Genomic DNA, 15,583 nt, shown 5'->3' on the forward strand with positions numbered 1-15,583 from the left:
TGCGGGATAAAATGAAACATAAAAACGTGAGAATACGGCTCTCACGTTTTTATGTTTTTAATAAAGGGAGAAAGTATGATGGAATGTTTAGGTTGTAAATTAGCAAACGAAGAGGAAAAAATATATAAAATATATGAAGATGACTATGTAACATGTTTTTTAGATCATGAACCTTTCTATACAGGACATACTTTAATTGTGCCAAAGCAACATGTTGTAGAAGTAGACGAATTAGATGATGTTGTAGCAAAATCCATTATGGATGCTTCTAAGCTTATTGCAAAAGCGATTAAGATAGTATATAAACCTGACGGAATTACGATTTGTCAAAATGGTGGAATCTTTAATGAACTTACGCACTATCATATGCATGTTGTACCGAGATATAAAGAGCGTTCATTTGCTGAGTTTTATACGGTAAAGCCGGGAGAAAAGAAGAATCATAATTTGGAAGAAATAAAGACGTTGTTAAAAGAAGAGATAGAGAAAATACTGCACACTAAAAAGGCGTAAGAGAATTTCTCTTACGCCTTTTTAGTCTTCATACATACTTAAAACTTCTTTCGCACGCATACGTAAACCATCTATCAATTCTGTCGGTTCTAAAACTTTTGCATCTTTTCCGAGTCTATAAAATAAAGGGGTAATAAAATTGATTTCTCCTTTATCAATTGTTGAATTTATATATCCTGTCCCATCCTCGTTTATTATAACGAATTCCTCAAGATAAGGGACGCTTTTACATTGGCGTACGCCTTCTGTTGTCAGTAAAACATGTAACTGAGTAGGGATGTGTACTACGTTAGAGTTAGAGGCAAACCACTCTTCTAAATTCATGAATGTATCCTCATTTTCTTCCGTTGATAATATGGAAAGAATACGATCGATGCGATACAGTAATACTTTTTTTCTACTGAAGTCATAGGACGGTAAATACCATAGCCCGTCATGAGCATATACACCGATAGGATGAACGTGTTTTGTTTTTAACCCCGATTTAGATTCGTATTGAAAGTGTAAATTTTTATTTTCAATAGCCGCGGTTAACACTTCGTTTAAAAGAGGTGTATCAATTGTGCGCTTAGGATTCCAAAAAGCGATGTAAGAACGTATTTTATCAACTTTCGTTTTTGCATCATGTTGTAGGGAGCTATACAGTTTATGTGTAACGGAATTGATTTCTGTGTTAAAAGGTAAGTCGCGATAGTAACTTAAAGATTGAAAAGCAAAAAAGATAGAGACTGCTTCTTCTTCCGTAAATAAAATAGGCGGAATTACTCTATTCGTTAATACTTTATAGCCGCCGTTACGACCTTGTTCTGCGTAAATGGGCAACCCCATATCACTTAAATCTAAAATGTATCTATGGACAGTACGAACGGAGATATTAAATTCATCAGCTATTTCTTGCGCTGTAAATGTCTTTTTGGCAGAAGCAAATATAAGAATATCTAATAAGCGTTTAGCTTTTGACAAATGTATCACCTTTTTTCTTTTTAACATGACATAAATTGTCATGTTTTATTGTTAGTATATTGTTTACATCATATGTTATCAAGATGAGATGCAAGGAGGAAAAGATATGTCACGTGAAATAGTTTTATTTATTGCGGCGAGCTTAGATGGATATATTGCGAAAGAAAATGATGATTTAGAGTGGTTAATGGAAACAGAAGGAGAGGGAGATAACGGTTATACAGAAATGTATGAAACAATTGATACAATAATTATGGGAAAGAAAACGTACGACTATGTAGTAGAGCATACGGAAACATTCCCGTACTTAGATAAATCATGTTATGTTTTTTCTCGTTCAGAAAAAGGTTCAGACGGAAACGTAGAGTTTGTAAATGAAGATGTAGTGGAGTTTACAAAAAGGTTAAAAGCAAAAGAAGGATCTAAAATATGGATGGTTGGTGGAGGAGAGCTACTGAGAGAATTCTTTAAGAATAATCTAATTGATGAATATGTTGTCACGATTACCCCTCACATATTAGGTTCTGGAGTTCCGTTATTTCAAGACAAGAACCCAGAAATTAATTTAACTTTGACGGATACGAAACGTTTTGGGCAATTTGTAAATTTATATTATAAAGTAAAATGATAAAGAAACACGACTACTGATGGTAGTCGTGTTTCTTTACAGATGGTAATGAAATGATAAAACAAGATCCATGATCAACTTCACTCGTGACAGTAATCGTCCCGCCGTGTAGCTCTACAATTTCTTTCACGATAGATAGTCCTAAACCAGTTCCACCTGTAGCTCGTGATCTTGCTTTATCGACACGGTAAAAGCGGTCAAAAATGTGAGGGAGGTCTTCAGGTGGAATACCTTCGCCTTCATCTTCAATTGCAATGGAAATATGTTTATGTTCTTCTGTAACAGAAATGTTTATATGAGAATGCTCTTTTGAATGTCTATAAGCGTTATTTAAAATATTCACCACAACTTGTTCGAATCGTTGTTCATCTAAGTTTACTAGCAGTGTAGGAGGACAAGAGAAAGAAACTTTACTGTACCTTTCTTTATACATGGCGTTTACTTTTTCACATATACGCGTAAGGAAGGTGTGTAAATGCACTTCCTTTACTTGAATAGAAAAGTTATGTTGTTCCATTTGTGCAAGTGAAAATAAATCTTGAACTAAGTTTGTAATGTAATCAGACTCATCTTTTATAATTGATAAATATCGCAAACGTTGTTCAGAAGGGGTGCTTTCTTTTAAAGCAATGTCAGCATAACCTCTTACGTATGTTAACGGTGTTCGTAATTCGTGAGCAACACTTGCTAGAAATTCACTTCGCTCTGTTTTCATATAATGCAAATCATTTGCGAGCGTTTGAATAGATGATGCCAGTTCACCAATTTCATCATTACGAGTAGTCGTTAACGAAACGGACAAATCGCCTTTACTCATTTTTTCAGTTGCATGTTTCATGTGTAACAATGGTTTTGTTAATAAACGTGATAATAGGAAAATTGTGATGACTGTGAGTAGAAATGTGATGGCACCAGCAATAATGAATTGTTTCGTTAATCCATTAACTAACTTTTCAATTGATTCTGTTCCAAGAAACATGTACACATAGCCTTCATGTTTTCCATCTACTACAATGGGGCTAACTGTACATATATAATTAGATGTTTTCCAATGATTTTCTATAATCGCTCCATTATGGTCTGTTCGAGTTTGCATTTTACTAATATGATCGTTTATAGTCGTGTTTATTTCGTTAGATTTAGCTAGTATTTCTTTATTTGCATTTGTAATAACGACAGTTGTTTCAGCTTCAGATTCCATTAATGCTACGTGAGAGATGGTTTGCTCATCGTAATATTTTTCAAGTACATCTCGATGACTATTTCCTCGCTTTAATAAAGCTGTCATTTCTTCATTTACTCTAGTGTTTACAAGACTATAATAGAGCAAAATAAAGAGAACACTTTCAATTAAAAGTGTAACAATTAAAAAATAAAATCCGAATTGAATTGAAATTCGTTTCATCGTTTTGCCCCTTACTGTTCAGTATCAATCCATCGATAACCTATTCCATACACGGTTTTTAAATGATGATCAATAGGAAAATTTGCTTTTCGCAATTTATCACGTAAATTACGAATATGTGAATCGACTGTGCGATCTTCTGTATTTGTGTTTAATCCCCAAATTCGTTCGATGAGCTGATCACGGTTTAATACGTAGTTCACATGGCGTAAAAATAATCCGAGTAAAGAAAATTCAATTGGTGTGAGAAGGAGTTCTTCATTATGGACAGAAACGAAGTGTTTTGTTTCATCCCATACAATACCGTGATATTGGATTTGTTTATGTTCATTTGTACGTCTTAAAACGGCTTCAATTCTTGCGAAAAGTTCTTCTTCATGGAAAGGTTTCGTTACGTAATCATCGGCTCCAATTTTTAATCCTTGAACGACATCTACTGTTTGATCACGAGCTGTAACCATAATAATAGGAATGTTACTAAAAGATCGGATTTTTTTGCACGTTTCCCATCCGTCCATCTTTGGCATCATAATATCGAGTAAAACAAATTTAAAGTTTCGATTTTCTATATGTAAAATAGCTTCTTCTCCTGAAGTCGCACATACGCAGTTATATCCAATTGGTGTAAGATAAAGCGTTAATAATTCAAGCATTCTCGGTTCATCGTCTACGAGCAGTATATCAATCATAGAGAGCCCTCCATATTTATAATCGTTACTTAAAGTGTAATGCAAAATCATGAAGAAATGGTGCAGATTATGATGTGTCTGCATAATTTCTTCAGAATTGCTTGTTATTGTGGAGTTGAAATTACATTTTAGGTAATCATATTGGCTCAAAAATGATTAATACGGAGGCGGTATAGTGAAAAAAATGACCCGAATTTTTGGGATAATAATAATTACAGCAGTTGGTCTTGCTGCATGCGGACAAACGAATACAGACCATAAAAACCATGAATCTACAAAAGAGAAGAAAACAGAACAAAAGGAAATGAAAATGAATCAGGAGGTAACGGCGCCAAAAGAAATGAACCAAGGTGCATCTAATGATTTATTAACGACAAGTTTAAAAAATGTAACGAGATTAAACACAAATGATCCTTCGCAAATGGCAGTATTAACTTCGCAAACGATATGGCCAGCAACTCATAAGGAGAACCAGCCAGGTGCTGTTATTTTAGTACCAGCAAGCGAGTGGCAATTAGGTATTGCGAGTGCAGATCTTATTCATCATCCGAATAACGGGCCGATTTTATTTATAGAAAAAGAAAAGATACCGGAAATGACGTTAAAAGAAATAAAACGATTAAATCCAATCGGAACGAAAGATGGAACACAAATTATGGTGATGGGAGATGTAGGTACTAGCGCGCTTGAACAATTAAAAGGTTATAAAGTAAAACAAATAAAAGAAACGGACCCAGCTATATTTGCGAAGGATGTTGATAAGGAGTATGCCGATATAACAGGAAGCTACCCAAATAGTGTTATTATCGGTTCGTCTGCAGAAGAAGGACGTTTATATACAACCCCCGCTGTAAATTGGATTTCTCATATGCCGGAACCACTACTCTATACAGAAAAGAATAAAGTGCCAGAAGCGACAATAGAGGCACTAAAAATGAGAAAAGATAAAGCAAATATATATGTATTAGGGCCAGAAAAAATTGTTTCAAAAGAAGTAGAAAAAGAGCTAAGCAAATACGGGAAAGTAACGCGTATTAGTGGAGAGACCCCTACAGAAAACTCGATTGCGTTCGCTAAATTTAAAGATGAAAAAACAAAATTTGGCTGGGGATTCACAAAACCTGGTCACGGTTTATCATTTGTTTCAAGTAAAACACCAGATTTAGCAGTTGCTGGGGCACCTTTTTCACATATGGGTAAACATGCACCTGTTGTATTATTAGAAGAAGGTAAAGCTTCACAACCAGTGTATGACTTCCTTGCAAGCATTCAGCCGAAGTTTAAAGATGATCCAACACTTGGACCATATAATCACGGTTTCTTATTAGGAAGTACGAGTGATATTTCATTTGAAACACAAGGAATACTAGATGAGAGGTTAGAAATTGCTCAGGAAAGTGGTCAAGGACACGGTGGACATTAATGAAATGAGCAAAGACGCTACTGATATAGCGTCTTTTTTTATTTTCCTCGACAAAATATGACAAAAAAGTTGTAACTGTTTCTGTTATGATAGTTTCGGAAATCTTACATTTTACATAATCGGAGGAAAAGAAATGTATAAAAAATTGGGTACTATTGCTTTAACAGGTGCACTTGCTTTTAGTTTAGCTGCTTGTGGTGAAACTGAAGTTAAAGAAGTGAGTAAAAACGATGCTCCTAAACAGGCTGAAAAGAAAGATAAAAAGGAAAAAGCTGAAAGCAAGATTTATAAAATTGGAGATACTGTAGAAGTTAATGGTCTACAACTTACTTTCAGTTCAGCTAAATTCGTTGAGCCTAACGAATACGTAAAAGCTGAAAAAGGGAAAGTACTAGAAATCGCTTTTAACGCTAAAAATAATGGCAAAAAAGATATATATTTTGGAACTTCTGAATTAAAAATTGCTGATACTAACGGCAACCAATTCAAAGAGTACTTTGGTGGGGAAAATACGTTTATAAATGAAAATATTGCGTCAGGTAACCAAATTACAAACAAAATGTTATTTGATGTACCAGAAGGCGATAAGTTTGTTGGTACATTTAAACCTACATTTACATTTGACGAGAAATCAGTGAAATTTGAATTTGAAGTTGCTAAATAAGGAGAGATTGAAATGAAAAGAACAGCTGAATTTGTATTAGGTCTTATTGGAGGTATTTTTGGTATTATTTGTGCATTTGTTGCTTTATTGATCGGCGGTATGGGAGCTGCTTTTGAAGCTGATGGAGCGAATACTGTTATTGGTTTAGGTTGGGGAGCTGTGGCTCTATCAATCTTAGGAATTGTTGGATCTGTTATGGTAAGAAGTAAAGCGAAGGTTGGCGGTATTATGATGACTGTGGCTGCTATCGGTGGATTTATTTGTATTTCTATAATTTACTTATTACCAGGCGTATTACTATTAATCGGTGGGTTAATGGGTATATTCCGTAAGGATAAAGCAACTGTATCTGCATAAAATGAGCACTCGAAAGAGTGCTCTTACTATTTTCATTAAATTAGTATAAACTCCTCTAACCCTAAACTATCCAAACTAAACCTCATATATGAAGTGGAAATATCTATAGAACTTTAAATGAATTCCCTTGGTAGCTAATATCTTGATCCGTGGATTATTCAATTAAATGAACTAAATTACATGTGCATTTTTCATCCATCCAAACAAAGTTCTCTTCATTTGACATACTGTAGAATCCGAAATCATTGTACGTTAAATCAACAATAGGTGATAGTATATTTAAAGTTTCCTAAAAAAGAAGCTACGAAGGTGACATCATTTTTAGGAAACTTTTACATAGCAAAAAATCTTCTACTCGTTATATAATATCCTTCGTGCAGTCGGCTAGATTTTCTTATGGAGAAAATCAAATTATAAAGGAGTAGAGGAGTGGTATTTTGTTTCAAACGATAAAAAATGACTGGTTTTCTAATGTGAGAGGGGACGTGTTATCAGGAATTGTCGTTGCTTTAGCGTTAATCCCTGAAGCGATAGCCTTCTCTGTTATTGCAGGCGTGGATCCGACAGTTGGACTATACGCAGCCTTTTGTATTGCAGTTACCATTTCATTTGTTGGCGGGAGAACTGGAATGATTTCAGCTGCAACAGGTGCAATGGCATTATTAATGGTAACGCTTGTTAAAGATCATGGTTTGCAATATTTATTTGCTACAACAATATTAACAGGTATTGTCCAAATTATTTTTGGCGTGTTCAAACTGAGCTCATTTATGAAGTTTGTTCCGAAATCTGTTATGAGTGGTTTTTTAAATTCACTTGGAATTTTAGTTTTTACAGCGCAATTGCCACATTTTAAAAATGCAACTTGGCAAATGTATGCACTCGTTGTATTAGGACTTGCAATTATATATTTATTTCCACGTATTACAACGGTTGTACCTTCTACGCTTATTTCAATTATTATTGTGACGAGTATTGCACTTATGAGCGGATTACAGTTGAAAACAGTAGGAGATATGGGAAGCCTGCCGAAAGAATTACCGTTCTTTAGTATTCCTGACGTGCCTTTTACACTTGAGACATTAGGGATTATTTTACCGTATGCAGTTATGCTTGCAATTATCGGTTTACTAGAATCATTATTAACAGCTTCAGTTTTAGATGATATGACGCATACGGAAAGTAATAAGCATAAAGAGGCACGCGGACAAGGGATCGCAAACATTGTTGCTGGTTTCTTCGGAGGAATGGCAGGTTGTGCAATGATCGGTCAATCTGTTATTAATATTAAATCAGGTGGACGAGGTCGCCTATCAACATTTGTAGCGGGCGGATTTTTAATCGTATTACTATTCGTTTTAGGAGATTATGTCGTTCATATTCCGATGGCAGCTTTAGTTGCAGTTATGATTATGGTTTCAATCGGAACGTTTGATTGGAACTCTGTAACAACAATTCATAAAGTACCAAAAGGAAACTCATTTGTTATGATCGTAACAGTTGTGATTGTCCTAATTACACATAATTTAGCATTAGGTGTAATTATCGGAACAGTAATTAGTGCGGTTTTATTTGCATTCAATATGGCAAAGATTCACGTGAAACATTTATATATTGAAAATAAGAAAATATACGAAATTCACGGTCAACTTTTCTTTGCATCTACAGCCGATTTCATAACTAATTTTTCATTTAATGAAGATGTAAAAGAAATTGAAATGAATTTTACTCATGCGCACGTATGGGATGATTCAGCAGTGGCATCAATTGATAAAGTTATCATGAAGTATGAACAAAGTGGTGTGAAAGTAAGTATAACAGGATTAAATGAACGTAGCTCAAAACTTGTTGCAAATTTAGCTACTTATAATAAAAGAATTGCTAGTTAAAAGCCTCCTTTTTAGGGGGCTTTATTATATAATACGAGTAGGATAACGAAAAGGGGATTCAGCATATGTACAAACAAATTATATTAGCATGTGACGGTTCTGAACATGCACTTCGAGCAGCGGAACATGCAACATATATTGCAAAATGTAGCGAAGAAACAAATGTTGAAGTTGTGTACGTAGTAGATAATAGAACGGCAAAATCAGATATTATACAAGGTCAAACAGATTTAGAAACAATATCAGCTAGTCGAAAAGATAAATTAAAAGAGATTGAAGGTTTATTAAAGAAAGAGAACATTTCTTATACAATTACGATATTACATGGTGATCCTGGAGATACAATTGTTCAATATGTAAATACAGGAGATATAGATCTTGTCATTGCTGGAAGTAGAGGGCTCAATACACTGCAAGAAATGGTGCTGGGAAGTGTAAGTCATAAAATAGCAAAGCGTGTGAAATGTCCAGTGATGATTGTAAAATGAAATAGAATGTAACGAAGATCTTAGTATAACTGAGGTCTTTTTTTATGTATAAATGACTCTTATTTGTGGAAATACTAGATATATAAGTTGAAAAGATGTTAACTTACAAATTTGTAAGTTAGTTGTTAGAGAAATCGATGTTATGAAATTTTTCCCATTGGTAAAATAAAAGTATCAAAGGGGAGATAGGGAGGATGGAAGCAATGAAATCATTTCAAAATTTGTCATATAGCCAAGGTGTCAGTCTTATTTGTTTAGGGGGATTTGCTGCATCTGTTACGTTAGCTGTTTTAATAAAGGTGTTTCATCAAATCTTTTAATCTTATAGTAGGGAAGGAATTGGTTGTTATCATTAGTAGGAACAGCAATGAAAATAAAAAATAGCTCTTAGCATGTATGTAAATGCTAAGAGCTATTTTTATGGTTGTTATATATTATTTAAGCTTGTTTTGATTTTACTGACCCTGTATTTAAAGTAAGAGCAAGGAAGAACATTGCAAGTACGCAAGATGCAAGTAATAAGATGAATCCGCCATCCCATCCGAATGCATCTACGATAAAGCCCATAGCTGCACTAGCGAAAGCTGCTCCGCCTAAGTAACCGAAGAATCCAGTTAAGCCTGCTGCAGTTCCAGCAGCTTTCTTTGGTGCTAAATCTAGAGCGTGTAGACCAATTAACATAACCGGTCCGTAAATTAAAAATCCAATTGCGACAAGTGCGATACTATCAACCATTGGATTACCAGGAGGGTTTAACCAGTAAACAAGAACTGCGATAAATACACCAACCATAAATAAAATACCAGCAGGTGCACGACGTCCTTTAAATAGTTTATCACTCATCCATCCGCAAAGAAGTGTACCTGGAATACCAGCCCATTCATATAGAGCGTAAGCAGTACGTGAGCTACTATGAGTAAAGCTTTTTTCTTCTACTAAATAAGTAGGAGCCCAGTCTACAACGCCGTAACGTACGAAATATACGAAAACGTTCGCAATAGCGATGTACCATAAAAACTTATTGTTTAATACGTATTTAAATAAAATTTCCTTTACTGAAAGCTCGCGTTCGCGATCTTTTACTTTTTCATCTGGTGGATATTCCCCAGTATGTTCTTCAATAGAAGGTAGTCCGCAAGATTGAGGCGTATCTTTCATCGTAATTAATACATAAATACCAACTAAAATTGAAAGAATACCTGGGAAGTAAAAAATACTTTTCCAGTCATCTGCGAAGAAGTATAAGCCTAATGTTACAAGGGAAGGCATAAGCGCTCCGCCAACATTATGAGCGACGTTCCAAATGGACATTTTTGTACCACGTTCGCTAATAGAGAACCAGTGAACCATCGTACGACCACAAGGAGGCCATCCCATACCTTGTACCCATCCATTTAAAAACTGAAGTACAAACATAAGTATAATGCTCGTTGTAATGAAAGAAAATGAGCCGAAAATAATATTAATGATACCTGATAAAAATAGCCCAGCTGCTAAAAAGTAGCGAGGATTACAACGATCGGATACGATACCCATAAGAAATTTACTTAATCCGTAAGCAATAGAAACTGCTGAAAGGATAACCCCAAGTTCCCCTTTACTAAAGCCTTGCTCGATTAAGTATGGCATTGCTAGTGAAAAGTTTTTTCGAACAAAGTAGTAACCTGCATAACCGATGAAGATACCTAAGAATACTTGTAAACGTAATTTACGGTATTCGCTATCAACGCGATCAGCTGGTAAGCGTTCCGCGTGGGGCGCAGGTTTAAATAATTGTGTGAAAAACATAAAATGAAAATCCTCCCCTAATTAATTCGAAGCGTTTTAAGACAGAGAACATAAAAAGGCCATGAAATATAAAAAAGTTTCCTTTTTTATGATTCATAGCCGTGTACTCCGTTTCTCCGTGACTGTCAATATTAACTTCGTCGAAAATTATACAACTTTGTGACAAAAATGTAAACGTTTTTATGAATAAAAGTATTGACGGATTTTATTCGTGGGATTAATATTTAAATACATTAAATATTTTATTGTTTAAATAAGAGGTGGATAACATGCCAAATGATATGACGCATATCGATAAAATTCAAGCTCTTGCCTTTTCGATTGGAAAGAAAATGCAAACGGAGTTATTAGAACAAATGCAAGCGACAGGACTTACACCACCGCAGTTTTATATTTTAAAGATTCTAGATCATTATGGGGCTTCAAGAGCGACAACATTAGCGAAAAAGATGTATGTGAAGCCTAGCGCGATTACAGTGATGATTGATCGTCTAATCGATCAAGAACTTGTAGAACGCTATCACGACAAAGATGACCGTCGCGTTGTCATCATCGAGTTAACGAAAAAGGGGAAAGCTAGAGTAGAAGAGGCAATGACAGCTCGTAACGAGCATATTGCAAAATACTTTTCACATTTAGAGTTGCAAGAAAGAGAAGATTTATTACGTCTCTTTGAGAAGTTAGAAACCATTATTTGCGGGACACAAGAGAAAAAAGAGAATAACTAAGAGGAATTGAGGAGATTACATGGAGCAACAAGAAAATCAAAATAGAAAGTTGTTGTTAATCGGTTTAATTATCGCGATGCTATTTGCTGCATTAGATGGAACAATTGTCGGTACAGCAATGCCACGTATCGTCGGTGACCTAGGTGGATTAAGCTTAATGACATGGTTAACAACAGCTTATATGTTAACATCAACGACAGTTGTACCAATTGCAGGTAAATTAGCTGATTTACTTGGTCGTCGTAACGTATATATAACAGGGCTAGTTATTTTCATGATTGGTTCGGCGTTATGTGGTATGGCAAATGGTATGACAGAATTAATTATTTTCCGTGGTATTCAAGGTCTTGGTGGCGGTATTATGATGCCAATGGCTATGATTATTATTGGAGATATGTTCACGGGAAAAGAACGTGCGAAATGGCAAGGTATTTTTGGGGCGTTATACGGCCTTGCTTCTGTAATTGGACCACAAGTTGGTGGTTGGATTGTAGATGCAGTGAACTGGAGATGGGTATTCTACATTAACTTACCGGTTGGTATTTTAGCAACAATCTTTATTGCAATGGGATTAAAATCACATAAACAAACAGGACCAATTAAAATTGATATCGCTGGAATCTTTACGATGATTCTCGGTGTTGTAAGTTTATTACTTGCGCTAACGTTTGGCGGAAAAGATTATGCATGGGATTCTTGGCAAATTATCGGTTTATTTGCACTAGCTGTAATTGGTATCGTTAGCTTTGTTATCGTTGAAACGAAAGCTGAAGAGCCAATTTTACCAATGCACTTCTTTAAAAATCACACATTTACAATACTGAATGCGATTGGATTCTTTATGAGTATTGGAATGTTCGGTGCGATTATGTTCGTACCATTCTTCATGCAAGGGATTGTAGGAGTAAGTGCTGCTGAATCAGGAACAATTATGACTCCAATGATGATTACAATGATTGTGATGAGTATTATCGGTGGGCAACTTGTATTAAAAGTTGGTGTAAAACCACAAATTATCGCAGGTATGCTTATTATGGCCGGTGGTTTCTGGTTATTAACAACGATGGATATGCACACAACGAAGCTTACAGCTACTTCTTATATGATGGTTATCGGTTTAGGAATGGGTCTTGTAATGCCTACATTAACATTAGCGTTACAAGAAAGCTTCCCGAAAAAAGACCTTGGTGTCGTAACGTCATCAAGTCAATTCTTCCGACAAATCGGTGGTACATTTGGTATTACAATTTTAGGGTCAATTATGAATAACACTTCAGGTACGACATTAACAAAAAATTTAGTACCTGTATTAGATACATTCCCGAAAGAAGCGGGACAAATGGTAACGAAATTTAAAGATATGATTCACACAGATCCACAAGGTTTATATTCAATGCTATTTAGCCCAGAGGCATTAAAACAAATGCCAGAAGCGTTCGCTAACAGCATTGTACCTATTTTGAAAAACTCTTTAGTAGACTCGCTTCATACTGTATTCTTAACAGGATTAGTATTTATCGTAGTAGGTGCCATCTTTACGATTTTCTTACAAAAAATTAAATTATCAGATCGTAAAAAAGATGCTAAAGAGCCTGTTGTAGAAGAAAAAGAAAAAACTGTATCATACTCGTAATGAAGAAGCATCGCCTTATGGCGGTGCTTTTTTGAGTATAACCTTAAAAGCTTTTTAGTGAGAAATGATTGACGTATTTTTAGAAATACGTTATATTATTTTCTGTAAACGGTTACATGAAATGAGGAGAAAAGAGAATGAGTACGATCAAAGACGTTGCCAAATTAGCGGGAGTATCTGTTGCGACCGTTTCCAGAGTTCTAAATAAAAATGGATATGTTCACGAAGATACATTAAAAAAGGTAGAACGTGCAATTGAGATGTTAGATTATAAGCCTAGTACAGTAGCGCGTTCACTGTATAATAAAAAGTCTCGTTTAATTGGCTTAGTTGTTCCAAATATCGTGAATCCATTCTTTCCGGAAGTTGCACGTGCCGTAGAAGATGTAGCACATAAACAAGGTTACACAGTTGTCCTTTGTAACTCTGATGAAAGTTTAGAAAAAGAGAAACAATATATTGATGTACTTAGACAAAATAATGTAGATGGATTTATTGTAGCAACGAATCCACAAAATAGTGTTAATTACATGAATTTATCTGTTCCAGTTGTTGCGATTGATCGTATGTTTAATGAGCGTATTCCTACTGTATATGCAGATAACTATGCAGGAAGTCAGGCTGCGACAAAGTTGTTACTAGATAAAGGATGTAAACATATTGCACATATTCGCGGTCCACGTGATGTGAGTACTGCAAATGAACGTTTTGAAGGTTTTGTAGACGTTATTACGCAAAATAATCTTTCGTATATGATTGCAGAGAGTACGTTTGATCCAGCAAATAGTGAGCGTGTAGCGATGGAATTATTAGAAGAATACCCGCATATTGATGGTATTGTCGCTGGGAATGATTTAATTGCGATCGGTATTGTAAAGGCGGCACTTCAAAAGGGGATTGCCATTCCAGATGATTTACAAATTATCGGATTTGATGGCATTTCTTTAACGGAAATGATGTATCCATCTATTACGACAGTTGCACAACCGATATATGAAATGGGGAAAATTGCAACAGAGTTGTTGTTAGAGCAAATGGAAGGAAATACATTAGAAGAGAAACATTATCGTTTGCCGATTGAAATTATAGAACGAAATACAACGAAGTAAGGAGATGAAACAGATGCCAAATATTGCAGTAGTAGGAAGCATTTCAATGGACTTAGTGGCTGTTTCAAAAAAACGCCCGAAAGCAGGAGAAACAGTAATTGGTGAAGCGTTTCATACAATCCCAGGAGGGAAAGGGGCAAACCAAGCAGTTGCTGCAGCTAGGTTAGGAGCAAATGTAGCAATGGTTGGAGCGGTAGGAAATGATGATTATGGAACAGTAGTTAGAAAAAATCTAGAGAACGAACGCATTTTTATCGATTATGTGGTACCGGTTACAGATGGAACGACAGGAATTGCTCATATCGTTTTAGCAGAAGAAGATAACAGTATTGTTGTCGTACAAGGGGCAAATGCTCTTGTAAATAAGTCAGTTGTAGATCGCTCCAAAGACCTTCTTGTAAAAGCGGATATGGTTGTTCTTCAACTAGAAATTCCACTTGAAACAGTAAAATATGTATTGGCTATTTGTGAGGAACATAATATTCCTGTTATGTTAAATCCAGCGCCAGCACAAGTTTTATCAGAAGACATTTTAGAAAAGGCAACTTATATTACGCCAAATGAACATGAGTGCCGCATCGTATTAGATGATTTTACATCACCAATTGAAGATTTATTGGCGAAGTATCCCAATAAATTATTGATGACAGAAGGTTCTAACGGTGTTCGTTTCCATAATGGCACGGAGATTGTACATGTTCCTAGCATTGCTGTTGATGTAGTGGATACAACTGGAGCTGGTGATACATTTAATGGTGCGTTAGCAGTTGCACTTTCTGAAGGAGAGACACTTCAAAAAGCAATTCGTTTCGCGAATATTGCCGGTGGTCTTTCTGTAACGAAACTTGGAGCACAGGGCGGTATGCCAACGAGAGATCGAGTACGTGAAGTGCAGGTGATTGTTGGATGAAAAAGCATGGTGTATTAAATAGTGAAATCGCAGCAGTCCTTGCTTCACTTGGGCATACAGATACGATTGTAATTGCTGATTGCGGGTTACCGATTCCGGATGGAGTAAAACGAATTGATTTAGCTGTTGAGATTGGAAAACCTAGCTTTTTAGATGTATTGCAAGTGGTAGCTGATGATATGGCAATCGAAAAAGTGACGTTAGCAGAAGAAGTCATTATAAATAATGCGGAAGTAAATAAAGAGATCGAACAGAAATTAATAGAGCCAGCATTTGAGTATGTATCTCATGAACAATTTAAAGAGCATACAAAGAAAGCGAAGGCAATTATTCGTACAGGCGAGGCTACGCCTTATGCAAATGTAATTTTACATGCAGGCGTGATTTTTTAATAAA

The 15,583-nt window shown here is 35.5% G+C and carries 17 protein-coding genes; 13 read left to right on the forward strand and 4 right to left on the reverse strand.

The window, feature by feature from the left end:
* Positions 1-51: 51 nt before the first annotated feature.
* The gene (locus tag DN399_RS03325; protein WP_179953524.1) at positions 52-513 is read left to right on the forward strand and encodes an HIT family protein; all 462 of its coding nucleotides are present in this window, start codon (positions 52-54) and stop codon (positions 511-513) included.
* A gap of 21 nt (positions 514-534) precedes the next feature.
* Here DN399_RS03325 and DN399_RS03330 read toward each other — a convergent pair whose 3' ends face one another.
* Positions 535-1,518: a helix-turn-helix transcriptional regulator gene (locus DN399_RS03330; protein WP_171009799.1), complete on the reverse strand. Its 984-nt coding sequence runs from the start codon at positions 1,516-1,518 to the stop codon at positions 535-537.
* 64 nt (positions 1,519-1,582) lie between these two features.
* Between DN399_RS03330 and DN399_RS03335 the strand changes: the two genes are divergently transcribed.
* A complete protein-coding gene (locus tag DN399_RS03335) occupies positions 1,583-2,104 on the forward strand; it encodes a dihydrofolate reductase family protein (protein ID WP_000085783.1) in 522 nt (173 codons plus the stop codon).
* Positions 2,105-2,117: 13 nt separating this feature from the next.
* Here DN399_RS03335 and DN399_RS03340 read toward each other — a convergent pair whose 3' ends face one another.
* Together DN399_RS03340 and DN399_RS03345 are read right to left on the reverse strand one after the other, a co-directional pair.
* Positions 2,118-3,509 (reverse strand): sensor histidine kinase, encoded by a 1,392-nt coding sequence (locus tag DN399_RS03340; protein ID WP_006918010.1) that lies wholly within the window; start codon positions 3,507-3,509, stop codon positions 2,118-2,120.
* An 11-nt stretch (positions 3,510-3,520) separates the two neighbouring features.
* Complete coding sequence (locus DN399_RS03345) at positions 3,521-4,198, reverse strand: response regulator transcription factor (RefSeq protein ID WP_006918011.1); 678 nt, start codon at positions 4,196-4,198, stop codon at positions 3,521-3,523.
* Between the two features lie 175 nt (positions 4,199-4,373).
* Between DN399_RS03345 and DN399_RS03350 the strand changes: the two genes are divergently transcribed.
* The 6 genes from DN399_RS03350 to DN399_RS03375 all read left to right on the forward strand — a co-directional run bounded on the left by DN399_RS03350 (position 4,374) and on the right by DN399_RS03375 (position 9,339).
* A complete protein-coding gene (locus DN399_RS03350) occupies positions 4,374-5,621 on the forward strand; it encodes a cell wall-binding repeat-containing protein (protein ID WP_149149323.1) in 1,248 nt (415 codons plus the stop codon).
* A 133-nt stretch (positions 5,622-5,754) separates the two neighbouring features.
* Entirely contained in the window at positions 5,755-6,285 is a 531-nt protein-coding gene (locus tag DN399_RS03355; protein ID WP_000277058.1) for a DUF4352 domain-containing protein, read from the forward strand.
* Positions 6,286-6,297: 12 nt separating this feature from the next.
* On the forward strand, positions 6,298-6,642 hold the full coding sequence (locus DN399_RS03360) for a DUF4064 domain-containing protein (RefSeq protein ID WP_000831286.1): 345 nt from the start codon (positions 6,298-6,300) through the stop codon (positions 6,640-6,642).
* A gap of 437 nt (positions 6,643-7,079) precedes the next feature.
* The gene (locus DN399_RS03365) at positions 7,080-8,531 is read left to right on the forward strand and encodes a SulP family inorganic anion transporter (RefSeq protein ID WP_000487920.1); all 1,452 of its coding nucleotides are present in this window, start codon (positions 7,080-7,082) and stop codon (positions 8,529-8,531) included.
* Between the two features lie 65 nt (positions 8,532-8,596).
* The gene (locus DN399_RS03370; RefSeq protein ID WP_000277999.1) at positions 8,597-9,019 is read left to right on the forward strand and encodes a universal stress protein; all 423 of its coding nucleotides are present in this window, start codon (positions 8,597-8,599) and stop codon (positions 9,017-9,019) included.
* A 203-nt stretch (positions 9,020-9,222) separates the two neighbouring features.
* The gene (locus DN399_RS03375; RefSeq protein ID WP_000834733.1) at positions 9,223-9,339 is read left to right on the forward strand and encodes a DUF4027 family protein; all 117 of its coding nucleotides are present in this window, start codon (positions 9,223-9,225) and stop codon (positions 9,337-9,339) included.
* A 118-nt stretch (positions 9,340-9,457) separates the two neighbouring features.
* Here the strand turns inward: DN399_RS03375 and glpT are convergent, their stop codons facing one another.
* Positions 9,458-10,807: a glycerol-3-phosphate transporter gene (gene glpT, locus DN399_RS03380; protein ID WP_000466385.1), complete on the reverse strand. Its 1,350-nt coding sequence runs from the start codon at positions 10,805-10,807 to the stop codon at positions 9,458-9,460.
* A gap of 269 nt (positions 10,808-11,076) precedes the next feature.
* Here glpT and DN399_RS03385 point away from each other — a divergent pair, with 269 nt between their 5' ends.
* The 5 genes from DN399_RS03385 (at position 11,077) to rbsD (ending at position 15,579) form a co-directional block, all read left to right on the forward strand.
* Positions 11,077-11,535 carry a MarR family winged helix-turn-helix transcriptional regulator gene (locus tag DN399_RS03385; RefSeq protein ID WP_001132365.1) on the forward strand — a complete coding sequence of 153 codons (459 nt, stop codon included), beginning with the start codon at positions 11,077-11,079 and terminating at the stop codon, positions 11,533-11,535.
* A gap of 19 nt (positions 11,536-11,554) precedes the next feature.
* Positions 11,555-13,168 carry an MDR family MFS transporter gene (locus DN399_RS03390; RefSeq protein ID WP_149149324.1) on the forward strand — a complete coding sequence of 538 codons (1,614 nt, stop codon included), beginning with the start codon at positions 11,555-11,557 and terminating at the stop codon, positions 13,166-13,168.
* A 137-nt stretch (positions 13,169-13,305) separates the two neighbouring features.
* The gene (rbsR, locus tag DN399_RS03395) at positions 13,306-14,277 is read left to right on the forward strand and encodes a ribose operon transcriptional repressor RbsR (RefSeq protein WP_000104047.1); all 972 of its coding nucleotides are present in this window, start codon (positions 13,306-13,308) and stop codon (positions 14,275-14,277) included.
* Between the two features lie 13 nt (positions 14,278-14,290).
* Complete coding sequence (gene rbsK, locus DN399_RS03400; RefSeq protein ID WP_001132860.1) at positions 14,291-15,187, forward strand: ribokinase; 897 nt, start codon at positions 14,291-14,293, stop codon at positions 15,185-15,187.
* Positions 15,184-15,579: a D-ribose pyranase gene (gene rbsD / locus DN399_RS03405; RefSeq protein WP_000716137.1), complete on the forward strand. Its 396-nt coding sequence runs from the start codon at positions 15,184-15,186 to the stop codon at positions 15,577-15,579. Before rbsK ends, rbsD begins: the two co-directional genes overlap by 4 nt.
* The last annotated feature ends 4 nt before the right edge of the window (positions 15,580-15,583 follow it).

The organism is Bacillus sp. AR4-2 (assembly GCF_008274865.1).
Lineage (GTDB): Bacteria > Bacillota > Bacilli > Bacillales > Bacillaceae_G > Bacillus_A > Bacillus_A cereus.